The 25,255-nt window shown below is 47.0% G+C and carries 21 protein-coding genes and 5 tRNA genes; 12 read left to right on the top strand and 14 right to left on the bottom strand.

From position 1 onward, the window contains the following. Positions 1-85: 85 nt before the first annotated feature. The 12 genes from MHH91_RS01145 to MHH91_RS01090 form a co-directional block, all read right to left on the bottom strand. Entirely contained in the window at positions 86-916 is an 831-nt protein-coding gene (locus MHH91_RS01145) for a hypothetical protein (protein WP_014469644.1), read from the bottom strand. Between the two features lie 144 nt (positions 917-1,060). Further along, positions 1,061-2,863, bottom strand: a complete 1,803-nt coding sequence (glmS, locus tag MHH91_RS01140) for a glutamine--fructose-6-phosphate transaminase (isomerizing) (RefSeq protein WP_013350854.1) — start codon at positions 2,861-2,863, stop codon at positions 1,061-1,063. 430 nt (positions 2,864-3,293) lie between these two features. Next, positions 3,294-4,640, bottom strand: coding sequence for a phosphoglucosamine mutase (gene glmM / locus MHH91_RS01135; RefSeq protein ID WP_013350853.1), 1,347 nt, complete (start codon positions 4,638-4,640; stop codon positions 3,294-3,296). Positions 4,641-4,657: 17 nt separating this feature from the next. Beyond that, on the bottom strand, positions 4,658-6,088 hold the full coding sequence (locus MHH91_RS01130) for a CdaR family protein (RefSeq protein ID WP_013350852.1): 1,431 nt from the start codon (positions 6,086-6,088) through the stop codon (positions 4,658-4,660). Then, positions 6,081-6,902 carry a diadenylate cyclase CdaA gene (gene cdaA / locus MHH91_RS01125; protein ID WP_014471376.1) on the bottom strand — a complete coding sequence of 274 codons (822 nt, stop codon included), beginning with the start codon at positions 6,900-6,902 and terminating at the stop codon, positions 6,081-6,083. Before cdaA ends, MHH91_RS01130 begins: the two co-directional genes overlap by 8 nt. Before the next feature lie 165 nt (positions 6,903-7,067). Then, complete coding sequence (rsiW, locus tag MHH91_RS01120; protein ID WP_014469641.1) at positions 7,068-7,694, bottom strand: anti-sigma-W factor RsiW; 627 nt, start codon at positions 7,692-7,694, stop codon at positions 7,068-7,070. Between the two features lie 13 nt (positions 7,695-7,707). Further along, positions 7,708-8,271 carry an RNA polymerase sigma factor SigW gene (gene sigW, locus MHH91_RS01115; RefSeq protein ID WP_003156766.1) on the bottom strand — a complete coding sequence of 188 codons (564 nt, stop codon included), beginning with the start codon at positions 8,269-8,271 and terminating at the stop codon, positions 7,708-7,710. A gap of 228 nt (positions 8,272-8,499) precedes the next feature. Then, positions 8,500-8,571 (bottom strand) — tRNA-Gln (locus tag MHH91_RS01110). Positions 8,572-8,575: 4 nt separating this feature from the next. Further along, positions 8,576-8,660 (bottom strand) — tRNA-Tyr (locus MHH91_RS01105). A gap of 19 nt (positions 8,661-8,679) precedes the next feature. Continuing rightward, positions 8,680-8,752 (bottom strand) — tRNA-Thr (locus MHH91_RS01100). A gap of 5 nt (positions 8,753-8,757) precedes the next feature. Further along, positions 8,758-8,833: transfer RNA gene (locus tag MHH91_RS01095), tRNA-Val, on the bottom strand. 3 nt (positions 8,834-8,836) lie between these two features. After that, positions 8,837-8,908: transfer RNA gene (locus MHH91_RS01090), tRNA-Glu, on the bottom strand. A gap of 181 nt (positions 8,909-9,089) precedes the next feature. On the opposite strand from MHH91_RS01090, the gene MHH91_RS01085 reads away from it, so the two are divergent. The 12 genes from MHH91_RS01085 (at position 9,090) to MHH91_RS01030 (ending at position 22,661) form a co-directional block, all read left to right on the top strand. Then, positions 9,090-9,542 (top strand): DUF523 domain-containing protein, encoded by a 453-nt coding sequence (locus tag MHH91_RS01085; RefSeq protein ID WP_014471375.1) that lies wholly within the window; start codon positions 9,090-9,092, stop codon positions 9,540-9,542. Positions 9,543-9,560: 18 nt separating this feature from the next. Further along, on the top strand, positions 9,561-10,037 hold the full coding sequence (locus MHH91_RS01080; RefSeq protein ID WP_014471374.1) for a GNAT family N-acetyltransferase: 477 nt from the start codon (positions 9,561-9,563) through the stop codon (positions 10,035-10,037). A gap of 99 nt (positions 10,038-10,136) precedes the next feature. Continuing rightward, the gene (murQ, locus tag MHH91_RS01075; RefSeq protein ID WP_013350847.1) at positions 10,137-11,066 is read left to right on the top strand and encodes an N-acetylmuramic acid 6-phosphate etherase; all 930 of its coding nucleotides are present in this window, start codon (positions 10,137-10,139) and stop codon (positions 11,064-11,066) included. Between the two features lie 143 nt (positions 11,067-11,209). Then, the gene (locus tag MHH91_RS01070) at positions 11,210-12,577 is read left to right on the top strand and encodes a PTS transporter subunit EIIC (protein ID WP_013350846.1); all 1,368 of its coding nucleotides are present in this window, start codon (positions 11,210-11,212) and stop codon (positions 12,575-12,577) included. 17 nt (positions 12,578-12,594) lie between these two features. Then, entirely contained in the window at positions 12,595-13,878 is a 1,284-nt protein-coding gene (pbp4b, locus tag MHH91_RS01065; RefSeq protein ID WP_013350845.1) for a penicillin binding protein PBP4B, read from the top strand. Between the two features lie 46 nt (positions 13,879-13,924). Then, the gene (locus MHH91_RS01060; protein ID WP_014471373.1) at positions 13,925-15,835 is read left to right on the top strand and encodes a glycoside hydrolase family 3 protein; all 1,911 of its coding nucleotides are present in this window, start codon (positions 13,925-13,927) and stop codon (positions 15,833-15,835) included. A 15-nt stretch (positions 15,836-15,850) separates the two neighbouring features. Next, positions 15,851-17,095, top strand: a complete 1,245-nt coding sequence (locus MHH91_RS01055) for an exo-beta-N-acetylmuramidase NamZ family protein (protein WP_013350843.1) — start codon at positions 15,851-15,853, stop codon at positions 17,093-17,095. 138 nt (positions 17,096-17,233) lie between these two features. Further along, positions 17,234-18,829, top strand: coding sequence for a bacillibactin transport transcriptional regulator Btr (gene btr / locus MHH91_RS01050; protein ID WP_013350842.1), 1,596 nt, complete (start codon positions 17,234-17,236; stop codon positions 18,827-18,829). Positions 18,830-18,916: 87 nt separating this feature from the next. Further along, complete coding sequence (locus MHH91_RS01045) at positions 18,917-19,873, top strand: iron-hydroxamate ABC transporter substrate-binding protein (protein WP_014469630.1); 957 nt, start codon at positions 18,917-18,919, stop codon at positions 19,871-19,873. A gap of 19 nt (positions 19,874-19,892) precedes the next feature. Further along, positions 19,893-20,900 carry a FecCD family ABC transporter permease gene (locus tag MHH91_RS01040; RefSeq protein WP_014469629.1) on the top strand — a complete coding sequence of 336 codons (1,008 nt, stop codon included), beginning with the start codon at positions 19,893-19,895 and terminating at the stop codon, positions 20,898-20,900. 1 nt (position 20,901) lies between these two features. Next, positions 20,902-21,912: an iron ABC transporter permease FeuC gene (gene feuC, locus MHH91_RS01035; protein ID WP_041915526.1), complete on the top strand. Its 1,011-nt coding sequence runs from the start codon at positions 20,902-20,904 to the stop codon at positions 21,910-21,912. Then, positions 21,909-22,661 carry an alpha/beta hydrolase gene (locus MHH91_RS01030; RefSeq protein WP_013350838.1) on the top strand — a complete coding sequence of 251 codons (753 nt, stop codon included), beginning with the start codon at positions 21,909-21,911 and terminating at the stop codon, positions 22,659-22,661. Before feuC ends, MHH91_RS01030 begins: the two co-directional genes overlap by 4 nt. On the opposite strand, the gene MHH91_RS01025 is transcribed toward MHH91_RS01030, so the two are convergent. After that, on the bottom strand, positions 22,650-23,591 hold the full coding sequence (locus tag MHH91_RS01025; protein WP_088030666.1) for a bile acid:sodium symporter family protein: 942 nt from the start codon (positions 23,589-23,591) through the stop codon (positions 22,650-22,652). The two genes, MHH91_RS01030 and MHH91_RS01025, sit on opposite strands and share 12 nt — an antisense overlap. 150 nt (positions 23,592-23,741) lie before the next feature. Further along, a complete protein-coding gene (locus tag MHH91_RS01020) occupies positions 23,742-25,214 on the bottom strand; it encodes a SulP family inorganic anion transporter (protein ID WP_044051890.1) in 1,473 nt (490 codons plus the stop codon). Positions 25,215-25,255 lie beyond the last annotated feature (41 nt).

The following is a 25,255-nucleotide window of genomic DNA, read 5'->3' as shown; positions in this document are numbered from 1 at the left end:
CTTATCCGAAACCTTCTTTATATTTCTTACCAATAGAGGGCGAACGTTTTCGCTTGGACATTCTATCTTTAGCTTCTTCCTAAATTTAAATAAGTATTAAATCACTTATAGCTATTCTAGAAAAATTACGTGTCTGTATACTAGGTATTTTCAAATTGAATTGTTGAATTGCATTCTTTTCAAAATACTCATCACAGTAATAATTATGATATTGAGCTACCCACTCGTATTTAGAATAAAGTTTTTTATCGCTTTTGAAGTGGTTCAATTTAGTTAAAATAATATCTTTGTGACTTTGAATTTTTTGAATATATTCCATGATATCTTCAGTCGTGTTATATATTTCATGTAGTCCATACAAATAATTAACAAAAACTTTATCATCTTCATCTATTAATAAATGTGAATTCTGTGGAGCATATGATGCAGAACCATAATAGCCCAGGTGTTGCGATACCATTTTAATCATTTCATCACTTAAAATAATTCTAGGATAAATTGCCTTACTACTTTCTAAATCATGTGCTTCAATTAACGCTGGTCCATAAGCAAAATCATCATCACCATAGTAATCTCCTAAATCAATACCGCCACGTAAGAAATACCCATTTAATGTCATCTCTAATTGGTAATCAATAAATGACATAAACAAATTACCTGATTGCCCTTCACCATCTTCAAATCTTGGATATGCTAGTATGACATTGTCAGTAAATGTTTTAAAATGACCATATGGGTTCATCTCTCTCATTAACGCATATTGTTTTGTAAGAATTTTATGAAGATCTTTAAGTAAGTGATTTCCAGACTGTAGGTTAGGTGTGTTTATAATTAAACTTGAAAAACCTAAAATATCAGTAAAACAAACTATCGATTCTAATAGACTCGGATTATTGGGATTATATTTGGGTAACATTTTCACTCCGCCTTTTATCTGAATAATAAAAAATAACCTCTTACGGATATCATACCGAAGAGGTTATTTTCAATCAAACTTTATTATAAATGATCAATCTTTTTTATAAAACTACAAATATAATAACCAAAGGGGTTAAATATATTACTCCACAGTCACACTCTTCGCAAGGTTGCGCGGTTTATCAACGTCACAGCCGCGGTGCAGTGCAGCGTAGTAAGCAATCAGCTGCAACGGTACAACAGATACCAGCGGAGCAAGCGCAGGGTTGACTTCCGGCAGGACGAATCTGTCGTCTGCGTCTTCTAAACCTTTTAGCGAGATGATGCAAGTGTTGGCGCCGCGGGCTGCGACTTCCTTCACGTTTCCGCGGATGCTCAGGTTGACGTGTTCTTGTGTCGCCAGCGCAAAGACTGGTGTTCCTTCTTCAATCAGAGCGATTGTTCCGTGCTTCAGCTCACCGCCGGCGAAGCCTTCCGCCTGGATGTAAGAAATCTCTTTCAGCTTCAGGGCGCCTTCGACACATACGAAGTAGTCAAGGCCGCGGCCGATGAAGAAAGCATTTCTTGAAACAGTCAGATACTCACGCGCGATCATTTCCATTTCGTCCTTCTGGTCGCAAAGGGCTTCCATGGCGTTTGCCGCGATACCCAATTCTTTGACTAAATCAAAACCGATATCAACGCCATTGCGTTCGGCTGCAACGGACGCAAGAATCGCAAGCACGGCAATCTGAGCCGTATACGCTTTTGTTGATGCAACGGCGATCTCAGGGCCTGCGTGCAGAAGCAATGTGTAATCCGCTTCACGGGACAGCGTGGAACCCGGAACGTTTGTAATTGTCAGCGCTTTGTGACCCAGCGCTTTGACTTGAACAAGCACGGCGCGGCTGTCCGCTGTTTCTCCGCTTTGAGAAAGGAAAATAAAGAGCGGTTTCTTAGACAGAAGCGGCATGTTGTAAGAGAATTCACTCGCTACATGCACTTCAACCGGGACGTTTGCCCACATTTCAATATATTGTTTCCCGACAAGACCGGCATGGTAGCTCGTTCCGCAAGCCACGATATAAATGCGGTCCGCTTCCGCCACGGCGTCAGCGACATCGCCAGCCACAGCCAGTCTGCCGTTTTCGTCCTGATACGTTTGGATGATTTTGCGCATAACAAGCGGCTGCTCATCCGTTTCTTTTAACATGTAGTGAGGGTATGTGCCTTTTTCAATATCACTGGCGTCAAGCTCAGCGATATAAGACGCACGTGTCATGACTTCACCGTCAAGGTTTTTAATCACGGCTTCGTCTTTTGTCACGATCACCATTTCTTTGTCCAAAAGCTCAACGTATTCATTCGTTACTTGAAGCATAGCCATCGCGTCAGATGCCACGACGTTAAAAGTATCTCCAAGGCCGATTAACAGAGGGCTTTTGTTTTTTGCAACGTAAATGGTGTCTGTGTTTTCGCCGTCAAATAATGCAATTGCGTAAGAGCCTTTTAACAGAGTCAGTGTTTTGCGGAACGCTTCTTCTGTACTGAGTCCTCCTGCCACAAATTGCTCAATCATTTGAACGACTACTTCAGTGTCCGTGTCGCTTTTCAGTTCAACGTTTTCAAGGTATTCACGCTTCAGCTGAACATAGTTCTCGATCACACCGTTATGAACAAGTGTAAAGCGGCCAAGTGCGCTTTGATGCGGGTGAGCGTTCAGGAAGCTTGGTTCGCCGTGAGTCGCCCAGCGTGTATGGCCGATTCCCGCTTGAGATTCAACCGTTTGATCCACCACTTCACGAAGGTCGGCGATGCGGCCTTTTTCTTTGTACACATGCACGCCCTGCTCATTCGCCACAGCGATACCGGCAGAGTCATAACCGCGGTACTCAAGCTTCTCTAATCCTTTTAACAAAATCTCTTTCGCATCAAGATGACCGATATAACCAACAATTCCACACATTTTTTCTTCCTCCTAAAGGTGTAAAAGGAGACGAAGAAAGTCAGATTACAAGGGGACTTTCAATCGTCCCCTCCCACATGTTTTTTTGGAAGATCATGTGATTTCCCTTTGTTCGGAGAGTCGCCCCTCCGGTTTAAAGAAATCCTTACGGCTGTGATCTAAATGAATCAGCCGGGAGGCATCCGCCGAAAATTCGATAACCTCCATCCTCGTCAACTAAGCCGTTTTTCGGGCGCTTAGTTCGGGCGCTATAATTATGAAAGATGCAAACAATGCCGCCTTTCCTATAAATGAAAAACAAAGGCTGAACAAGCTTGATTTTACAACATGTGCCAAGGACGGTCAATTATTTTTTTCCGTCCCGGCATCATGTTACTATCATTTTATGCTGATCGCACTTGTCTTGTTCGCTCTCTGTTTATAAACTTCGCTATTCCGCTCCCATTTCTGTCCGCACGACATCCACGATTTTTGTGACATATTCGTCACAAAGCTCTTTTGTTCTTGCTTCCGCCATTACACGGACAAGCGGCTCGGTGCCTGACGGGCGCACTAAAATCCGGCCGTCTCCGTTCATTTCTTTTTCCACTTCAGAAATGACGGCCTTCACCTTAGCGTTTTCTTCTACCTTATATTTATCCGTCACTTTCACGTTTACTAAAAGCTGCGGGAATTTTTTCATTTCACCAGCAAGCTCTGAAAGGGTTTTCCCCGATGCCTTCAGCGTATTCACAAGCATGATCGCCGATAAGAGCCCGTCGCCGGTAGTGTTGTAATCAAGGAAAATAAGGTGCCCTGACTGCTCGCCGCCGACATTATAGCCGTCTTTTTTCATCGCTTCTACGACATAGCGGTCACCGACTGCCGTTTGGATGCTTTTGATTTCTTCTTTTTCAAGCGCTTTGTAGAAACCGAGGTTGCTCATCACGGTTGATACGACTGTATCATCCTTCAGACGGCCTTCTGATTTCAAATACTTCGCGCATATGTACATGATCTGATCGCCGTCCACGATGTTTCCTTTTTCATCAACGGCAATGAGGCGGTCGCCGTCTCCGTCAAACGCAAGGCCGATATCGGCATTTTTTTCTTTGACGAAAGCACTCAGCGCTTCCGGGTGTGTAGAACCGACGCCGTCATTAATATTTAAGCCGTTCGGAGACGTTCCCATTGTAGACACGTCAGCATCAAGATCGGCAAAAAGGTGTGTCGCAATGGAAGATGTCGCACCATGGGCGCAGTCAAGCGCTACGTGAATGCCCGTGAAATCCTCATCCGCCGTCTGCTTTAAAAATTGCAGATACTTTTGAACGCCTTCAAAATAATCGTTCACAAGCCCGAGGTCCGCGCCTGTCGGTCGCGGAAGTTTGTCTTCCGGTTCATCCATGAGACGTTCAATCTCGGCCTCCTGCTCGTCAGAAAGCTTAAAGCCGTCTCCTCCGAAAAATTTAATTCCGTTATCCTGTACGGGATTGTGAGAAGCGGAAATCATGACGCCCGCCTCAGCATCCATCGCTTTTGTTAAATAGGATACCCCCGGCGTAGAAATAACGCCGAGGCGCATCACTTCAGCTCCGATCGATAAAAGTCCGGCGACAAGGGCTCCCTCCAGCATATGTCCGGAGATACGTGTATCGCGGCCGATCAGCACTTTCGGGCGCTGTTTATCTTTGGTCAGGACATAACCGCCAAAACGCCCCACTTTAAAGGCCAGCTCTGGCGTAAGCTCGCTGTTGGCAACACCTCTTACACCATCTGTTCCAAAATACTTGCCCATTTTGTATCGCTCCTTTTTCATTCTGTTGAAGATGAATCAGCACTTGATCCGTCTTCATCCTGGTCTTGATTTTGATCCTGGTTTTGACTTTTATTCTGATCGCTGTCAGTGTCTTCCTGGTTCTTGTCTTTGTCTGCGCCTCCGCTTGTGCCGTCTTTATTGCCGGAATCAGCGGAGCCGCCGTCATTTTTATTTGAACTTGTGTTTTTCTTAGAAGTCAGCCTGATCTTAACCGTGTCTTTTGACAAGGACCATGTGACATTTTGCGGCCCGTTTACTTCAAGCTTTACAGAATGCTCTCCGTCATCTAAGCCCGAGACATTGGCATACAGCTCAATGTCCGACTTTTTCAGCGCCTTAATGTTGGACGGAGAGCCTTTGGCCGTAATATTGATCGCCCGCGATTCAGGGTCGAGAAACTCAATCCGCTGCGAGCCTCCCAGTCCGACCGTCTTGATTGGGACATTGCTAAAATCCTTTTTGTCTTCACTGTCCACCTTAACATGAAGGGTAATTTTCCCCGGTGACACCTTTGTGACACCCTTAGGAAGCGGGATGTCGGCATCGACATCCGTATCTTTATCAATTTTGTCTAAATCAAGAGATACACCGTCGATAAATTCAAGTGAATCCAGCACATCCTGCGGGCCGTAAACCGTCACCTCACTCGGATTCGAGTCAATGCTCGCAATGCTCACCCCGTCAGGAAGACTTCCCTTCCTTTCAATTTTGAAAGGGAGCTTTTTGCTCGGGCTGGCCACGGGAACCGTCACTTTAATGACTGACGGTTCAACATCAACAGGAAGTGCGTTGCCGTCTTTGTCATAGACGGTCACCTTCACTTCCCTATCAATGGTCTCATTTGCATTTTCAAGGTTCACGGATGCTTTGACAAGCGAAATGTTGTCAATCACATTTTTCGAACCCGTAATCTGTACGTTTTTCGGGCTGATAATCGGCTGCTGGGGCGTATATCCCTTTTTCATTTTGCTTTTATTGTAGTATTCAACTTCAACCGGAAAACTTTCAGCCGTTTTTTCCTGAATCGTAACCGTCGTGACTGACGGGTTAATGGATATCGTCAGTCCGTCCGATACATTTTTCGCCTTCAATTCGACCTTATGAGTCCCGGTCTTCAGCTTATTCATATCAGCGTATATCTCAAAATTCTTCGTCTGTCTCGCCTTTTTCACCGCGCTTGTCGAGCCTTTAATCGTGACATTTACGGTCTGGGGCACGCCGGTGACTACGTAATTCGCTTCATCATAGTACGCTTTTACAGGAATATCAGTAAGCGTAGCCTCGTCAGTCGTTGATGTCGGAAAAAAGGATTCCCCCGGCTTTTTCGGAGTCGGCGCCTGGTTGTTGTTAACCGCCACATAAAGCAGGAGCGCAAAGAGCAATGCAATGATCTTTACAGCCCAGCGGTTGTTTAAGAATTTATCCATTTTTCTTGCCCCTCCAGTACCAGCAGTTAGAAGAAGTATCTCTGGCGTTTTTCTTAAACTCGGCTTCAAGCATTTCTTTCAGTGCTTCTTCCGTCAATTCTCTGTGAAGGTCTCCGTTTTTGGCCACACTGATGGCGCCCGTCTCTTCGGATACGATAATGGTTAAGCTGTCCGTCACTTCACTGATGCCGACAGCCGCTCTGTGCCGCGTCCCCAGCTCCTTTGAAATAAACGGGCTTTCAGAAAGCGGCAGATAACAGGCAGCAGCCGCAATCTCGTTATTTTTCATAATGACCGCTCCATCGTGCAGCGGCGTATTCGGAATGAAGATATTTATCAAAAGCTCCGAGCTGACCTGCGCATTAAGCGGGATGCCCGTCTCAATATAATCGCCCATTCCCGTGTCGCGCTCGATGGCGATGAGAGCGCCGATGCGGCGTTTCGCCATGTAGCTGATCGATTTTGTAATCGCTTCAATTGTCTTATGCTGTGCTTCCTCCACGGGGGTGCCGCTCCTTGAAAAGAACCGGCCCCGTCCGAGCTGTTCAAGCGCCCGCCTCAGCTCAGGCTGGAATATAATGATAATCGCTAAAAATCCCCATGTTATCGCTTGGTCCATCAGCCATTGAAGCGTGCTGAGTCCCAAATATGAACTGGCCATCCGGACCAATACGATGACGACGATTCCTTTTAAAAGCTGAACCGCCTTCGTTCCGCGTATGACCATGATTAATTTATATATCACATACCAAACAAGGAGAATATCAACGGCATTGCCGAGGTATTGCAAAAATGGGATGTCCTCAAAAGCCATTTCCTCGTCCTCCAAGAATTCAGTCATTTCGTTTTTCCGTTATGAATTGTGCTGCATGAGCAATATGTACATCATATAGCGTGCTCATTATACCACATTTTGATTTCTCAAGTGAAATGAGCCAGCGTGGCAATCCGTAAAAAAAGAGTAAAGCGATTATACGCTTTACTCATCTTCATTCGGGTCTAAAGCGCTCACAACGCCCTGACCCGCCGATTTCAGTTCGTACCAGACCCAGTCAAACAATTGGTTAATTTCTTCAATCTGCCCGGTGACTTGTCCGGCTGAGGCCATGTATTTTTCTCCGTTGACGACGGTCACATTGCCGTCGACCTTACCTTTAATGACCAGCTTGCCGTTTTTTACTGTGACATCACCCTTTACGGTCTCGCCTTCAGGGACGGTGACCGTGTGATTCTGTACGACAAGGTTCGGCTGCTTGGACACACTGAAATTGTGGTCGTTATGCCAGCTGTTGAAAAAACCGCCGCCCATTAAAATCACAAAAACCGCTGCGGCTGCAATGATCGGATGAGTTTTGATCCATCGTTTAACAGAAGCGCGCTTTTTCTCTTTTGGAAGATTCGCCATAACTTTGGCAGTAAAATCAGCAGGGGCTGTGACATGCGATGTGCTTCGGACGAGCGCTACGGATTTCTCCATTTCATGGAAATGCCGCTTGCAATTCTCGCATGACCGCAAATGTTGTTTTAATACGTTTTCATCTTCAGGAAGGATATCTCCATCAAGATGCTTATGCATAAGCTGCACGATCTGTTCAGGACAGCTCATTTCATCACCCCACTTAAAGATCTCTCAATTGTTTTCTAAGAGCCTCTCTGCCTCTGTGAATCCTTGTCTTGACGGTGCCGACAGGGATATTCAGAATCTCCCCGATTTCAATTAAAGAGAGTTCGTCAATATACTTTAATACAATAACCGTTCTGTACTTGTCAGGCAGCTTTAAAATCTTTTTCTGAATTGTGTCAGACAGCTCCAATGACAATACGGCGTCTTCAGGGAGAACCCCATCCGCAGCGATCTGCGAATACATCGTCAGCCCTTCTGCTCCCGCCACTTCTGCGTCCAGATAGTAATCAGGCTTTTTCTTGCGGATGCGGTCAATGGTCAGGTTGGTCGCAATTCTGTAAAGCCACGTTGAAAACTTTCTGTTGATATCGAAACTGTCGATATTGACATACGCTCTGATAAAAGCCTCCTGCGCAATATCTTCCGCTTCGTGGACATTGCCGAGCATGCGGTAGCAAAGCTGGTAAATCTTATCTTTATAAAGGTCAACGATTTCCGCAAACGCATTTTGATCGCCTTTTTTGACTTGCTTAATTCTTTTTTTAATCAGGTTTTCCATGTTTTATCTTACCTCTGCCCTTCACCGGTCTGTATCTATACGTTGATTGTTTTAAAAGGTTTCATTTTTTTATTACATTTATTTTACCAAATTTCAGGCAGGGTGTAGATGGAAAATACAGAATATACTGCCTTAACAGCAGCTTAAAAATAGTATATCTGATGAACAATTGGAAATCGAGGTAAAGCACCGATAAAAAAAGACACCTTATGCAAAAGGTGTCTGAGACTGGGCTAGCTGGATTCGAACCAACGCATGACGGAGTCAAAGTCCGTTGCCTTACCGCTTGGCTATAGCCCAAAAATGGTGGAGGGGGACGGATTCGAACCGCCGAACCCTGAGGGAGCGGATTTACAGTCCGCCGCGTTTAGCCACTTCGCTACCCCTCCGTATTTTTCAGAAAAACAGTGCCGGCCAGAGGACTTGAACCCCCAACCTACTGATTACAAGTCAGTTGCTCTACCAATTGAGCTAGGCCGGCAAATATGGTGGAGGATGACGGGCTCGAACCGCCGACCCTCTGCTTGTAAGGCAGATGCTCTCCCAGCTGAGCTAATCCTCCATATGACCCGTACGGGATTCGAACCCGTGTTACCGCCGTGAAAGGGCGGTGTCTTAACCGCTTGACCAACGGGCCGTTGTGTCCGCGTCGAGCTGACAAAAGTTATTATATACAGGTTGTACCCTATTTGTAAAGAGAAAAATTATTTTTTTTATTTTCAAACTTTTTTACCCGTTTTTTAACTGAAAAACTCATCCCTTCTTTCTTATTTCATTTAAGATGGAGGTATCATAAATATTGAAGGGAATGGACACAGATGATCTTAGTCAGCTCTTGTCTCGGCGGTATCGAATGCAGGTATAACGGCTCCCACGCCGCTTCGGAAAAAATCCTCAGACTCGTGGATGAAAAGAAAGCTGTTATGGTCTGCCCTGAACTTTTGGGCGGCTTCACCACTCCCCGCGAACCGGCGGAAATCATCGGCGGCACGGGCGAAGATGTGCTGAACGGAACGGCGAAAATCGTAACGGCATCTGGTGAAGACGTTACCGCTTTATATATGGCCGGCGCGGAAAAAACACTGGCATACGCAAAAGAAATAGGCGCCGGCACGGTCATCCTTAAAGAAAACAGCCCATCCTGCGGAAGCAGCTTCATCTATGACGGAACTTTCTCAGGGAAAAAGATCACCGGGGACGGCATCACTTCCGCTCTTTTAAAACGGGCAGGCTGCCGTGTGTTATCAGAAGATGAACTGGATCAATTATAAAAAAGGAGAGAAGATATCATGGATGTAACCCTGTCTTTTTACAAACCGGAGCATGCAGACAGGCTGAACGGGTTTGTACTCAGTGAAGAAGATAAAATGTTCTCCGCTCTCCCGAAAGATGTCCTGCCGCAGGCGCTTGTCATCCGGGATCGTTATCCCACAGTCATTTTAAAAGAAGACAGCCCAGTCGGTTTTTTTATTTTACATACCTCAAAAGAAACCATCGCCCCATATTCGAACAACGTGTCTGCCATTTTACTGAGCGCGCTGTCATTACATGCGTCACAGCAGGGAAAAGGTTATGCCAAACAGGCGATGCTGCAGCTTCCCGCTTTTATCGCAAATTATTTCCCTTGGTGTGATGAAATCGTGCTTGCAGTGAATCATCGCAATCATCGTGCACAGAACTTGTACCGGTCTTCCGGTTTTATTGATAAAGGGCGGCGCAGGATCGGCCCGATCGGCGAACAGCACATTCTGCATCATTTTTTGTGAAAGCGTTTCATTATTCATCTTTTCCCTGCCGATTTTTCTTGAAACATATATTCAGAAGCCCATATACTTCAAGTAATAACGACTTGGGAGGGTACATTCATGACAGACCGGCTTAACATTCACAGATTGACCACAGAAACAAGAAATCCAGAGACCGCTTCAATCCATCAAGCAGACACGATGGAAATCCTCCGCATCATTAACCGAGAGGATTTCAAAGTGGCGGACGCCGTTCAGCAGGTGCTGCCTGATATTGAAATTGCCGTTCAATTTGCCCATCAGTCATTGCGGCGAAACGGCAGGCTGATTTATGCGGGAGCGGGCACAAGCGGCAGACTTGGTGTACTGGATGCGGTTGAATGCCCGCCTACATACAGCGTAAGTCCCGACACCGTCATCGGACTGATGGCCGGAGGGGCAGACGCCTTTTTGCAAGCGGCTGAAGGAATCGAAGACAGCGAGGAAACCGGCGCTCTTGATCTCAAGACAATCGGGCTTACCGAAGACGATACCGTGATCGCCATCGCGGCAAGCGGGCGCACTCCGTATGCGGCCGGTGCGCTGAAATATGCAAAAACAATCGGCGCCAAAACCGTCGCGCTCACATGCAATAAGCACTCATTGATCAGCACGTATGCCGATCACAGCATCGAAGTTGTCGTCGGCCCCGAAGTGATTACAGGGTCAACACGAATGAAAGCGGCGACGGCACATAAAATGATTCTGAACATGATTTCCACCGCCGTGATGATTAAAAGCGGCAAAGTGTACGAAAATTTAATGGTGGACGTTCATGTCAGCAATGAAAAATTGAAAGAACGGGCAATCGGCACCATCCAAAGCATCACGGGCGTGCCGTACGACAAGGCAAGGGAAACGCTTGAGGCCTCAGGCAGCCATGTCAAAACGGCGATCGTCATGCTGAAGACGAATTCGGACGAAACACACGCAAAAGCACTTCTCAAAGAAGCAGAAGGCTTCATTGACAAAGCCATTGAACAGCATATTTCAAGAGAAAAAAACCGCTGATCATCCCTTGGTCAGAACGCCCCAGTCAATGATCATAAAGTGCTTTACGAGCCCGCGCCGTTTTCATGATCGGCGCAGGCGCTTTTAAGACGCGTTTCAGGCAAAGCTCCGCGGGAAAATTGTACTGAAAGAGGAGGGTTTCCATGAGCAAAGAGGCATTTTATCATGCGCTGGCCAAAGATATTCTGGACAATTGCGGCGGTTCATCCAATATTTCAGGCTTTACCCATTGTATGACACGCTTAAGAATTACACCTTTTGATCAGGACAAAACGGATATTGAAGCGCTGAAACGGCTTGACGGAGTAATAGGCGTCGTCGAGGCCGAAACCCTGCAGATCATTCTCGGCGCGGGTGTCGTCAATCATGTCGCCGACGCTTTCGCAAACCTTATGTCACCCGGAAAAAACATTGATTTAAAAGAAGCCGCCTCACGGAAAAAAGCTGATCTCAACAGAAAAAACACAACACCCATCACCCTGTTTCTCAGAAAGCTATCAAGCATCTTCATTCCTCTTATTCCCGCACTCATTGCATCAGGTTTAATCACCGGCATTACGAAAGCCGTCATTCAGGCCGGCTGGCTCCCGAAAGAATCCCAAATCGCGCTTATATTAACGGTTATCGGTTCAGGCTTATTTGCTTACCTCGGCGTCCTTGTCGGCATCAATGCGGCGAAGGAATTCGGCGGGACACCCGCGATGGGCGGCCTTGCGGGGATATTGATCCTTAACCCTGAGATCGCCAATATCAGTTTGTTCGGAGAGAATCTGCTCCCTGGCAGGGGAGGATTAATCGGCGTGCTTTTCGCCGCGATTTTTATCGCTTATACCGAGCGGTTGATCAGAAAGTACGTCCATCAATCCATCGACATTATCGTTACGCCTACATTGTCTTTGCTTATCACCGGGCTGGTAACATATGTCGTCTTTATCCCTGTAGGCGGTTTTATTTCTGATCTGATTACATCAGGCTTATTGTCGCTATTGAATGTCGGGGGAGCAGTGTCGGGGTTTGTATTAGGGGCCGCCTTCCTGCCTCTTGTCATCACCGGGCTGCATCAGGGCTTGACTCCCGTGCATCTGGAATTAATCCGATCAATCGGAGATGACCCGCTTCTCCCGATTCTCGCGATGGGAGGCGCAGGTCAAGTAGGCGCAGCCTTCGCCATCTTTATGAAAACAAAAAAAGCCTCATTGAAAAGAGCGATTGGAGGCGGACTTCCATCAGGTCTGCTCGGAATCGGGGAGCCGCTCATCTTCGGCGTCACACTCCCGCTCGGCCGGCCGTTTTTAACAGCGTGTTTGGGCGCGGGAATCGGCGGCGCCTTTCAAGCCCATTTTCAAGTGGCCACTTTTTCAATCGGTGTCTCCGGCCTTCCGCTCTCATTTCTCGTACAGCCGGCCCAGATCGTTTTGTATATCATCGGTCTCTTCATCTCTTACGCGGCGGGCTTTGTCTTCACTTATGCTTTCGGGTTTACGGATGACATGGCTGCTGAATTTGATTAGCCGGGAGGAATCAGAATATGAAAACACTGGCAGCCGCCATACTCACAATGGTCATCAGCTTTTCTTTTCTGCCGCAGCACAAAGCCTTCGCCCAATCCAAATTATACGATACAGCAAAGCTCAGAAAGGTTGATCAAATGATTGAAAAAGACATTGCAGCAGGATTCCCGGGCGCCGTCCTCGTCGTCGTAAAGGACGGACGAGTGATAAAAAAGAAAGCATACGGCTACAGCAAAAAATATGATGGAAACGTTCTTTTATCCCATCCGAAAAAAATGAAAACATCAACTATGTTTGATTTAGCTTCCAATACAAAAATGTACGCGGCGAATTTTGCATTACAGCGCCTCGTCAGTCAGGGGAAGCTTGATGTATATCAAAAAGTCTCGGCTTACCTTCCCGATTTCAAAGACAGAAAAAGCGATCCGGTTCAAGGGAAAGACCGCATACGCGTCATTGATGTGCTCCAGCATCAATCCGGTCTTCCGGCAAGTTTTTATTTCTATCAGCCTGACACGGCGGGCCCTTTTTATTCACAACAACGGGACAAAACGATCCGTTTTCTCACCCAAATCCCGCTTGAATACAAACCGGGGACAAAGCACGTATACAGTGATATCGGGTACATGCTTCTCGGATGCATCATTGAAAACATAACCGGAAAAACCCTCAATGCTTATGCGGAGCAAGAACTGTATAAACCGCTGAAACTGAAGCATACCCTGTTCAATCCGCTGCAAAAAGGCTTCAAAGAAAAAGCATTCGCAGCCACTGAACGCTTAGGCAACACGCGTGACGGGGCCATCCATTTTCCTCACATCAGGACGTATACGCTGCAAGGGGAGGTTCACGACGAAAAAGCTTTTTACTCAATGGGAGGAGTGTCCGGCCATGCAGGACTGTTTTCCAGAGCTGATGACATGGCCGTCCTTCTTCAAGTCATGCTGAACGGCGGCACTTACAAACACGTTTCTCTCTTCAATAAACAAACGGCTGATCTGTTCACAACGACGGCTTCATCTGACCCGACTTTCGCTCTCGGCTGGCGGAAAAACGGCAGCCCTGATATGGAGTGGATGTTCGGTCCTTATGCAAGCAGGCAGGCTTACGGCCATACCGGATGGACCGGCACCGTCACGATCATTGACCCCGCTTATAACCTGGGGATCGCACTTTTGACCAACAAAAAGCATTCCCCCGTCGTCAGCCCCGGTGAAAACCCCAATGTTTTCGAAGGGGATCTTTTCCCGACCGGAAGCTACGGCAGCGTTGTAAAGGCGATTTACGAAGCCATTGAATGACACCCCAAGTCTTTTGTCTACACTATGACGACAGGAGGACATCATTATGAAACTTGTCATCTCAGCTGTATTACTGTTGTTCATTGTTTCCGGCACACATCATGCATCGACAAAACCGGACATTCCGTCACAGGCGGAACAAGCGGTATCCCGCATGACATTAGATGAAAAACTGGGGCAGATGCTCATGCCTGATTTTCGAAATTGGCAAAAGAAGGGGCAGTCATCCCCTCAGGCTCTTACCCAAATGAATGACGAAGTCGCAGGGCTTATTCAAAAGTACCGGTTCGGCGGCGTTATCTTATTTGCAGAAAATGTAAAAAGCACTGAGCAAACGGTCCGCCTGACAGATGCCTTTCAAAAGGCGAGCCCTGATATTCCACTTTTATTAAGCATTGATCAAGAAGGCGGCATCGTAACAAGACTTGGTGAAGGCACTCATTTCCCAGGCAATATGGCACTCGGAGCCGCGAGAAAAACAGCTTACGCGTCCCAGACCGGCGCCATAATCGGGAAAGAACTGAAGGCACTTGGCATTAATACGAATTTCGCTCCCGTTCTCGATATCAATAATAATCCCGGAAATCCGGTCATCGGCGTCAGGTCATTCAGTTCAGACCGTGATCTGACAGCATCACTCGGCCTTGCCTCAATGAAGGCTCAGCAAAAACAGGATGTCGCTGCCGCCGTCAAACATTTCCCGGGACACGGCGATACGGATGTCGACAGCCACTACGGCCTCCCGCTTGTCACCCACAGTCAAGAAAGGCTGCGTCAGATTGAACTTTATCCGTTCCGGAAAGCCATTCAGGCCGGGGCCGATATGATCATGACAGCCCATGTGCAATTTCCCGCTTTTGACGATACAACTTATAAAAGCAAACTGGACGGTTCAGACATCCTCGTACCCGCCACACTCTCGAAAAAAGTGATGACTCATCTTCTCCGTGAGGAAATGGGATTTAACGGCGTCATTGTCACGGATGCATTAAATATGAAAGCCATTGCCGATCATTTCGGCCAGGAAGAGGCGGTCGTCATGGCCGTAAAAGCAGGAGTGGATATCGCTCTGATGCCGGCCCAAGTGACATCGCTGCAAACGGAAAACCGCTTTGCCCAAGTTCTTGCCGCTTTAAAAAAGGCGGTTCAGAAAGGGGAAATACCGGTTCAGCAAATTAACAAATCGGCGGAACGCATCATTTCCCTGAAAATAAAAAGAGGTATATATCCCGCGAAAGAAACAAGTCTGAATAAGAAGGTCGCAAAAGCAAAGCAAACCGTCGGAAGCAAAAACCATCTGAAAGCTGAAAAACAAATCGCGGAAAGATCCGTCACCGTCTTACAAAACAAAAACCGTACCCTTCCATTCAAACCGAAAAAGAACAGCCGCGTTCTCATTGCCGCTCCTTATGAAGATCAAACAGCATCCATGGAACAAACCATCCGGCAGCTCATCAAGAAGAAAGAGATCCGGCCGGTAACCATCAGTAAAATGAACTTCGCCGAGCGCACATTTAATGATGAGTATAAAAAGCTCGTATCCGACGCCGATTACGTCATTACAGGCTCATATGTCGTGAAAAATGACCCTGTCGTAAATGACGGCACCATTGACGATTCTGTCACAGATCCCGGCAAGTGGACGACCGCATTTCCGCGGGCCGTCATGAAATCCGCACAATCGAACCATAAACCCTTTGTGCTGATGAGCCTTCGTAATCCTTACGACGCCGCTAATTTTGAAGAAGCTGAAGCCCTTATTGCAGTCTACGGCTTTAAAGGATATGCAGACGGACAATTTCTTCAGCCAAACATTCCGGCAGGCATTGAAGCGATATTCGGACAGACAAAACCGAAAGGCAGGCTGCCCGTTGACATTCCTTCCGTCACTCACCCGGGAACGACGCTGTACCCTTATGGCTTCGGAATTAATCTAAAAAACGGAAAACCGCTTTAAACAGGAGGGCTGATCATGAAAACACAAACGGCTGCGCTTCTCGCCGGATTAGTCGTCATCAGTGCCATGACGGCAGTCTCGGCGGCTTCTGACAGAAATTCACACACTGCCAAGAAACCAAGCATCGAAACAGGCATCGACCGCCTGCTGAAAGATTATAAACAAGAACTGAAGGGAAAAAGGATCGGGCTGATCACCAATCCGACCGGTGTGAACTCAACATTGAAAAGCAGCGTTGACGTGCTTTACGAGGCACAAGACATTCATTTGACGGCATTATTCGGACCGGAGCACGGTGTTCGCGGGGACGCTCAGGCCGGAGACAAAGTCACATCCTATATAGACGAAAAAACAGGGCTTCCCGTCTACAGCCTTTACGGAGAAACGAGAAAACCGACGCCTGACATGCTGAAAGATACGGATGTGCTGATTTTCGATATTCAGGATGTCGGAACGCGATACTACACCTACATTTATACAATGGCCTATGCCATGGAAGCGGCCAAAGAAAAAGGCATTCCTTTCTATGTCTTGGACCGGCCGAATCCGCAAGGCGGACGAAATCCGGACGGCCCGGTTCTTGAACCTCATTACGCTTCATTTGTCGGACTTTATCCAATCCCGCTGAAGCACGGCATGACCATCGGCGAGCTTGCTCTCTTATTCAATAAAGAGTTTCATATTGGCGCCGACCTCACCGTCGTAAAGATGAAGCGCTGGAAGCGGACGATGACGATTGAAGATACCGGTCTGCCGTTCGTCCTCCCTTCGCCAAACATCCCGACCCCGGACAGCATATTCGCATATTCGGCAACAGGCTTAATTGAAGGCACAAATGTATCTGAAGGAAGAGGCACGACGAAGCCGTTTGAACTTATCGGTGCGCCTTATATGAAGAGCACAGAGCTTGAAGAACGCCTTAACAGCCTCAAGCTTCCCGGCGTCACCTTCAGAGCCGCTTCATTCATCCCCAGCTTCTCCAAGCATCAAGGCAAGCTATGCCACGGCGTACAAGTCTACGTAACAAACAGAAACACATTTGAAGCGGTAAAAACAGGGCTCTCCATTCTGAAAACCATGCATGACTTATATCCGAATGACTTCTCATTCCTGCCGACAGGAGCTTTTGACAAGCTGATCGGCAACGGCTGGGTACGCAAAAAAATAGAACAAAGCGCTTCCATTCAAGACATCATCAGCACATATCAGCGCCGGCTTGATCAATTCGAGCCCGTAAGAAAGCAATACCTCATATACTGACAAGATTCGTGTTACACGTGTAACATTTTGACGTGTTTTGCATTTCCGCCTTTTTATAGGAAAACATTCATTTATTTGGTACAATTCAAATGATAACAGTTATCATTTGAATGAATGTTTCCTAAAAGGTGGTTTCTCATGAAAAACACATTATTCTTTCACCCAATTGATATCATCTCCGTAAAAAAAACAGCCGACCTTCTGTCAGAGCATCAGCTCACTGATTCCCCCGTACTGATCTTTCATGTGAAAGGCGAGGGAAAAATTGATATCGGAACAGACAGCGTCCCGCTCCAGAAGGAAACACTCTACATCTGTCCTCGTGATGAGACATTCAATATTGATCCTATGCCGTCAGACGGCATCCATTTGTATATCGTCAGACTCCGTGTTTTTTCCTATTTCTCAGACGAAGAAGCGATGCTTCCGGTTAATGGGGGAGACATCTTTCACGGACTCCAGCAAATGAATTTGCAGACGGTTGAACATTTGACAAGCCGGCTTCAGTCACTTTCCGAAAATGTGCAATCAGCAGACGCATTGCAGAAAATGAAATCAACAGCCGACTTTCAGCAGCTGATGTACGACCTGTATGCCGCAAAAGTGTGTCATCAGAACAATACGAAAGCGGCGATCGAACAGACAAAACAATTCATACATGCACAATTCGCCACAAAAATCACGCTCACCCAGCTTGCGCAAATGGCGGGGATCAGCCCCAAGCATTACAGTGAATCCTTTAAAAAGCTATATGGGCAGAGCGTAACAGAATATATCACAGACATCCGCATGACCAATGCAAAAAAACTGATGGCCAAAGCCAGCTGCAAACTGCGGGAAATCGCTCATCAAATCGGCTACCAGGACGAATTTTATTTCAGCCGCATCTTTAAAAAACATACCGGCAGCTCACCTACAAGCTATATGAAAAAAAGACGCACAAAAATGGCTGCGTACGGGAAAGAAATGATGGGGCATCTGATCCCGCTGCATCACGTGCCTTACGCTGCGGCGCTTCACCCGAAATGGACGGCCTATTATTACAAACAATTCTCTTCCGACATTCCCGTTCACCTGAGCGCTTACCGCTACAACGCAGATTGGGAAGAGAATTTACATACGCTGTCTCAAGCTGCGCCTGACATCATTTTCAGTCTGGATTCTGTCAGTGAAGAAGAAAAACAGCGCCTGAATGATATCACCGAAGTTTTCTACCTGCCGACTCAAGACAATTGGAGAGATCAGTTTCTGCGCACGGCCGCTTACCTGAATGAAGAACAGGAAGCAAAGCATTGGCTTGAAGCCTATCAAAGCCTTGCGCAATCAGCGAAGGATTCGCTTCAAAACGTGCGTCATCAGCGTTTCTTATTTGTCCGTGTGTATAAAGAAAATATGTATATCGCCCATAACAACAGCATTGAGGAAGTCTTCTTCGGCGATTTAGGCTTTGCCTCCGCAAAACCGGAATCCTTTGCTCCCGACGAAAAGATTTCATTGGACATGCTGGCGGATTGCCAAGCTGACTGCATCATGCTTTTTACTTGCAAAGAACCGGAAACACTTCGCTATTTTCAGCGCATTCAGCAGACTGAGATATGGCAGAACCTTAGAGCAGTCAGCAATAAACGCGTGTTTCCCATTTCATCCGACCCGTGGATTGAATATTCTCCAAGCGGCCATCAGCGGATCATTGAGCAAAGCATTTCCATTTTTTCCGAAGATCGTCCATGGTAATACCGGAAATTGTCCATGGTCTTATCTCTGTTCATTCTCTATAATTCCAATTGATAATAGTTATCAATTGAACAGGAGGAACAATAGATGAAGAAATTGGCATTCGCTTTCATGATTTTGCTTTTGGCTTTCACGGCCGCGGCTTGCGGAAGCTCAGAAACATCTGATACAGCAAGTAAAGGAAAGGACGCTTCTTCAGATAAAAAGAAAATCGAATATCTCGGAAAAACATATGAAGTCAAAGCGCCGACTGACAAAATCGCCATTACAGGCAGCGTAGAGTCAATGGAAGACGCCAAATTACTCGACGTCCATCCGGCAGGAGCGATTTCATTCTCCGGCAAATTCCCGGAACTGTTTAAAGATATTACAGATAAATCCGTATCAACCGGTGAAAAAATGCAGCCGAATATGGAAAAAATTCTTGAGCTGCAGCCGGATGTCATTCTGGCATCAACCAAATTCCCGGAAAAAACATTAAAAAAATTGAGCGGCACCGCTGAGACCATCCCTGTCTCTCATATCTCATCAAACTGGAAAGAAAACATGATGCTGCTCGCCCAGCTTACCGGTAAAGAGAAAAAAGCGAAAGAAATCATTGCCGATTACGAACAGGATCTAAAAAAGACAAAAACAAAGATCAACAGCAAAGCGAAACAGTCAAACGCGCTGGTTATCAGAATCAGACAAGGCAATATTTATATTTACCCTGAACAAGTTTATTTCAACTCCACGCTATACGGTGATTTAGGTCTGAAGGCGCCGGCCGAAGTCAAAGCGGCGAAAGCGCAGGAACTGATTTCTCTTGAAAAATTAAGCGAAATGAATCCCGACCATATCTTCGTACAATTCTCTGATGATGAAAACGCGGATAAACCGGACGCGTTGAAAGATTTAGAGAAAAATCCGATCTGGAAGAGCCTGACGGCGGTCAAAAAAGACCATGTATACGTCAATACGATTGATCCATTAGCTCAAGGCGGAACCGCTTGGAGTAAAATCCGCTTCTTACAGGTTGCGGCTGATAAGTTGACTCAAGACTAATAAAGAGTAGGTTTTTCACATGTATGCAAAACGGCGGACACACATTATTATCATCGCTTCACCGATTGCCATTGTTCTGTCGCTGCTGCTTTCCGTTTTATATGGCGCAAAGCAGCTTGACGTCCATACCGTGTTCTCCGCATTGCTGCACTTTAATCCGGAGAATACCGACCATCAGATCATATGGCATTCAAGAATCCCAAGGGCTGCCGGCGCGATGTTTATCGGCGCCGCCCTTGCTGTTTCCGGAGCGCTCATGCAGGGAATCACACGGAACTATCTGGCCTCGCCTTCGATCATGGGTGTGTCGGACGGCTCCGCTTTTATCATTACCCTTTGCATGGTATTGCTCCCTCAATCGACATCCATTGAAATGATCATATACTCGTTTATCGGTTCCGCTTTCGGCGCCGCCCTTGTTTTCGGGCTGGCCTCCATTCTTCCCGGCGGTTTTACCCCGGTGCAGCTTGCCATTATCGGAACGGTGACCAGTATGCTTCTCAGCAGTCTGTCGGCTGCGCTTTCGATTTATTTTCAAATCTCGCAGGATCTCAGTTTTTGGTACAGTGCGAGACTGCATCAAATGAACCCTGATTTTTTGAAACTGGCCGTCCCGTTTTTCGCTATCGGAATCATCACGGCCATGATTCTCAGCAAAAAGGTTACAGCCGTATCATTAGGAGACGACATTTCAAAAAGTCTGGGACAGCAGAAAAGAACTATCAAACTCATGGCGATGGCGGCCGTTGTCATATTGACCGGAAGCTCGGTGGCGCTCGCCGGAAAAATTGCCTTTGTCGGTTTGGTCGTTCCGCACATCACACGCTTTCTCGTCGGATCAGACTACAGCAGGCTGATTCCCTGCGCGTGCATCATCGGCGGCGTCTTCCTGACCCTTTGCGATCTTGCCAGCCGATTGATCAATTATCCGTTTGAGACACCTATTGAAGTTGTTACTTCTATCATCGGTGTTCCTTTCTTTCTTTATTTGATTAAAAGAAAAGGAGGGGATCAGCGCGGTGCGTAAAATGGCCGGAATTTATATCATACTGATTGTTCTCATATTGCTCGTAAGCAATTTCAGCATGACCAGCGGTTCTTTTTCCGCAAAGCCGGGTGAACTGCTCAGTACGCTTTTCCATATCCATCCGAATCCTCAATATGAAATTTTGCTGTTTCAGCTGAGGCTGCCGCGCATTGTCATGGCGGCTGCCATCGGACTCGGTTTGGGGATAGCCGGAACCGTTATTCAGGCCATTACCAAAAACGGACTGGCCGATCCCGGGATTTTAGGCATCAATGCCGGAGCCGGAGCGGGAATCGTTGCGTTTATGCTTCTGTTTCAGGGGCAATCTGAAGCGACGGCGCTTGCATCAGCCATGGGTATGCCTGTCTTCGGCCTCATCGGAGGATTGATGGCGGCCGTGCTGATTTATATTTTCGCCTGGCACCGGGGCCATTTGGAATCCGGCAGAATTATTCTCGTCGGAATCGCCATGAATTCCGGATTCAGCGCGCTGTCTCTATTTCTTTCATTAAAAATGGACCCGCAGGACTATGAGATGGCGATGGTCTGGAAGAACGGCAGCATCTGGTCAGCAAACTGGATGACCATTACGGCGATACTCCCGTGGCTGATCGTGTTCATCCCTCTGCTGATGGCGAAAATGTCATTGTTGGATACCATACGTTTCGATGAGGACACGGTGAAAAGCCTCGGTGTTTCATCCAATAAAGAAAAAACCATTTTACTCGTTGCCTGCATCGCTCTGATCAGCGCATGTGTGACCGCAGCGGGCAGCATGGCGTTTGTCGGACTGATCGCGCCTCATATTTCCCGCAGGCTTGCCGGAATTGAACACAGATATTCGTTACCGGTCAGCGGACTGGTGGGTATGCTTCTCGTCATATCCGCCGACTTTGCGGGCAAATTGTTCTTTCAGCCATCAGAAGTGCCGGCGGGCATTATTCTGGCGATTCTCGGCGTTCCTTATTTCTTTTTTCTGCTGTTTAAACAAAAAAAGGGATTGGACGCATGAGAGGCACACTCACAGAACACCGGATAAACGGAAAGGAATGCACGGTGTATCTTCCTCCCTCCTATTCGGTTCAAACCAAGGCTTTACCCTGGGTTTACGTACTTGATGGGGGTGTTTTGTTTTTAGAGCAGATGGAGAAGCTTGAATTCCAATTTGCGAACGGAACACTTCCTGAATTGATTTTCGCCGGCATCAAACCGGATAACAGGCTCGATGAGTACACACCATGGCCTGCGCCTTCCCTGAGCCCTGCGTTTCATGATTTCGGCGGCAAAGGGAGCCTCTTTCTTGAAGACCTGACAAATACCATCATCCCAACGGTTGAAGATATGCATCACATGTCTCCGGACCCGGAAACAAGAGGACTGATCGGCGCGTCATTAGGCGGATTGTTTTCAATGTACGCGATGTTACAGAAGCCTGAGATATTCGGCAGAATCGGCTGTATCTCCGGGTCCTTCTGGTATGAAAAATCGGCAGACTATGTCCGCTCCGCACCTTTGCGGCAGACACGGCAGCGCATCTATATGTCTGTCGGCAGCCGTGAAGCTGAGCATAAAAACAACATCCAAAACACTATGGTCAGACAAAATAGAGACGTGCATGAAAGCATGAGGCAAAAAGGCTTCTCTCACTCTCAGCTCTGTTTCACGATTGAAGAGGGCGCCGTGCACCATCAAGAAGCGTTCAAAAGACAATTCATTTCAGCTCTAAGCTGGCTGTACGGAAAAAACCGCTCACGTGGCTGAGCGGTTTTTTTCATACTTCATAACGACCGGCTTAAGTTCAAAGCGCCTCAGCAAATAGCCGAATAAAGCGGCAAGGATTTGCTGAAAAAGCATCCCGATGACGACCGGAACCGCCACTTGCGACGGAAAAAACGAAACGGCGAGAACGGCCCCAGCACTGATATTGCGCATGCCTCCCGTATAAATCAGAGAGACAATTTCATCCTGGCTCCGCTTCAACAGCCTTCCGATCAGCCAAGCCACAGCATAACCCGTCATGGCAATAAAAAATACCACGGCCGCAATGCCCGCAAATTTGATATCCAAGTGCGTAACATACGGCGCGATTTCCGAACTGTTAATGGCAATGACTATCATCAGACAGAGTTTTGAAAAAGGAGACAGCGTCCGGCTTATCGCCTGAGTCCTGACCGGCGGGGAAAACTGGTTGACCATCATCCCTGCGATAGACGGAAGCACCACCATTTCCAAAAGCCCTTTCATCATTCCCCACACATCCATCTGGACATTTGCCCCGGCCAGGACAGAAAGGCTCAGCGGCACGATAAAAGGAGACAGTACGGTATCAACCAGGATTATAGACAGCGTCAATCCGACATTCCCCTTATACATCGCGGCCCAAATCAAACTCGTAATTCCGGTCGGAATCACCACACCCATTATCAGCCCCGTCACAGTTAAAGGGTCACCGCTGAATATCAGATGACCGCTTCCCCATGCAAAAACAGGCATGAAAATATGCAGAACAAACAATGCCATGATCATCGGGAGCGGCTGCTCAATACTTCGCTTCAGCGATTGAAAATTGGCACTCAGACTGCCCGTAAATGTAATAAAAGCAAAAATCCACGGCACAGCGCCGGCCATCCAGCTGATATGCTGAGATAACAGCACACCCGCCGCCACACTTGACGGAGTCAAAAGCGGCATGATTCTCCCCAACACTTGGTTCATCTTCTGAAGCCACATCATATGCAAGTCTCCTATATACGGTTTTCAAGTCTCATTCATTATAACAATGCACTCCGGCAAATTTAACCGAAAAAAAGCCCGGATATATTCATCCGGACTTCACAAATTCTATGCCATTTGCTTCATTAAATCTCGGCTTTTCTGATTTAATCCCTTTAATTCAGCCTCAATTCCGTATTCTTTACATTTGGCGACAATTTTCTCAAGAGCCGCCGCTCCTGAATCATCCCATACGTGGGCACCTGTCAAATCAATGACAATCCGTTTCACACCTTCATCATAATCGATGGCATTCATCAGCTCAGATACAGAAGCAAAAAAGATCTGTCCCGTTACCTTATATGTTCTGACATCTTTCTGTTCGGAATGTGATACAATCTTCAGCTTAGAAATTTTAGCCGTGAAAAAGATTGCGCTTAATAACACACCCACGAAAACACCCTTCGATAAATCATTTGTCAGGACGACCGTCAAGACGGTAATAACCATAACGATTGAATCCGTAAGAGGCGCTTTCCGCAAGCCTTTAATCGATGACCAATCAAAAGTGCCGATGGACACCATAACCATCACGGCCACCAGCGCAGCCATCGGAATTTTCACAACGATACCGCTTAATACGGCAATTAAAAACATCAAAAACGCTCCGGCCGTAAAAGCTGATAACCGGCCGCGTCCGCCGGCTTTCGTATTAATGACGGACTGGCCGATCATGGCGCATCCGGCCATCCCTCCGAAAAATCCGTTCACAATATTAGCGATTCCTTGTCCGCGGCTTTCTTTGTTCTTATCACTATCCGTATCCGTCATTTCGTCAATGATCTGGGCCGTCAGCAATGACTCAAGCAATCCGACGAATGCAAGCGCCAGTGAATACGGGAAAATAATCCGCAATGTCTCAAACGTCCACGGAACATCCGGTATCAAGAAATGCGGAAGTGAACTTGTAATTCCGCCCATATCACCGACTGTGCGGACATCCGCATGGAAAACCACCGCAATAATCGTCATGACAATAATCGCCACCAGCGGAGACGGCACGGCCGTCGTAACCTTCGGCAAAAGATATATAATAGCCAGTGATCCGGCGAGCATGGCGTACATCACCCAGGATGCCCCTTTGAACTGCGGCAGCTGCGCAGAAAAAATCAAGATCGCCAAAGCATTCACAAATCCGATCATGACCGAACGCGGAATAAATTTCATTAATCTCGCTATCTTACTGACCCCGAGAACAAATTGAATAATACCTGTCAAAATGGTTGCCGCAAACAAATACTGCAGTCCGTAATCGGCCACCAAAGTCACCATTACTACCGCCATCGAACCTGTAGCGGCTGAAATCATTCCCGGTCTGCCGCCGAAGATCGAAATAATAATCGCGATGCAAAATGATGCGTAAAGGCCGACCATAGGATCGACACCTGCAATAATTGAAAATCCGATTGCCTCAGGAATCAGAGCAAGAGCAACCAGAATACCGGCCAGAATGTCTTTACGGACATTTCCGAACCATTGCTGCTGTAATGTATAATCTTTCAAATGATAACGACTCCTTTTTACTATAAAAATCCGCACCATATCAGTTGGAAGCATTGACTTTATCTGGGGAATATGAGGAC

The organism is Bacillus sp. FSL K6-2819 (genome assembly GCF_038008305.1).
In the GTDB taxonomy this organism is placed as follows: domain Bacteria; phylum Bacillota; class Bacilli; order Bacillales; family Bacillaceae; genus Bacillus; species Bacillus amyloliquefaciens.
This window is presented reverse-complemented; position numbering and strand designations above follow the sequence as displayed.

Coding starts and splice junctions, on each gene's coding strand:
- MHH91_RS01080 (WP_014471374.1), top strand. CDS start 9,561: ATGGATGTAACCCTGTCTTTTTACAAACCGGAGCATGCAGACAGGCTG.
- MHH91_RS01040 (WP_014469629.1), top strand. CDS start 19,893: ATGTATGCAAAACGGCGGACACACATTATTATCATCGCTTCACCGATT.
- MHH91_RS01060 (WP_014471373.1), top strand. CDS start 13,925: ATGAAACTTGTCATCTCAGCTGTATTACTGTTGTTCATTGTTTCCGGC.
- MHH91_RS01130 (WP_013350852.1), bottom strand. CDS start 6,088: ATGGATAAATTCTTAAACAACCGCTGGGCTGTAAAGATCATTGCATTG.
- pbp4b (WP_013350845.1), top strand. CDS start 12,595: ATGAAAACACTGGCAGCCGCCATACTCACAATGGTCATCAGCTTTTCT.
- MHH91_RS01020 (WP_044051890.1), bottom strand. CDS start 25,214: ATGGTGCGGATTTTTATAGTAAAAAGGAGTCGTTATCATTTGAAAGAT.
- MHH91_RS01045 (WP_014469630.1), top strand. CDS start 18,917: ATGAAGAAATTGGCATTCGCTTTCATGATTTTGCTTTTGGCTTTCACG.
- rsiW (WP_014469641.1), bottom strand. CDS start 7,694: ATGAGCTGTCCTGAACAGATCGTGCAGCTTATGCATAAGCATCTTGAT.
- feuC (WP_041915526.1), top strand. CDS start 20,902: ATGGCCGGAATTTATATCATACTGATTGTTCTCATATTGCTCGTAAGC.
- btr (WP_013350842.1), top strand. CDS start 17,234: ATGAAAAACACATTATTCTTTCACCCAATTGATATCATCTCCGTAAAA.
- sigW (WP_003156766.1), bottom strand. CDS start 8,271: ATGGAAAACCTGATTAAAAAAAGAATTAAGCAAGTCAAAAAAGGCGAT.
- MHH91_RS01030 (WP_013350838.1), top strand. CDS start 21,909: ATGAGAGGCACACTCACAGAACACCGGATAAACGGAAAGGAATGCACG.
- MHH91_RS01070 (WP_013350846.1), top strand. CDS start 11,210: ATGAGCAAAGAGGCATTTTATCATGCGCTGGCCAAAGATATTCTGGAC.
- MHH91_RS01055 (WP_013350843.1), top strand. CDS start 15,851: ATGAAAACACAAACGGCTGCGCTTCTCGCCGGATTAGTCGTCATCAGT.
- MHH91_RS01085 (WP_014471375.1), top strand. CDS start 9,090: ATGATCTTAGTCAGCTCTTGTCTCGGCGGTATCGAATGCAGGTATAAC.
- glmS (WP_013350854.1), bottom strand. CDS start 2,863: ATGTGTGGAATTGTTGGTTATATCGGTCATCTTGATGCGAAAGAGATT.
- MHH91_RS01025 (WP_088030666.1), bottom strand. CDS start 23,591: ATGCCGCTTTTGACTCCGTCAAGTGTGGCGGCGGGTGTGCTGTTATCT.
- glmM (WP_013350853.1), bottom strand. CDS start 4,640: ATGGGCAAGTATTTTGGAACAGATGGTGTAAGAGGTGTTGCCAACAGC.
- murQ (WP_013350847.1), top strand. CDS start 10,137: ATGACAGACCGGCTTAACATTCACAGATTGACCACAGAAACAAGAAAT.
- MHH91_RS01145 (WP_014469644.1), bottom strand. CDS start 916: ATGTTACCCAAATATAATCCCAATAATCCGAGTCTATTAGAATCGATA.
- cdaA (WP_014471376.1), bottom strand. CDS start 6,902: ATGGCTTTTGAGGACATCCCATTTTTGCAATACCTCGGCAATGCCGTT.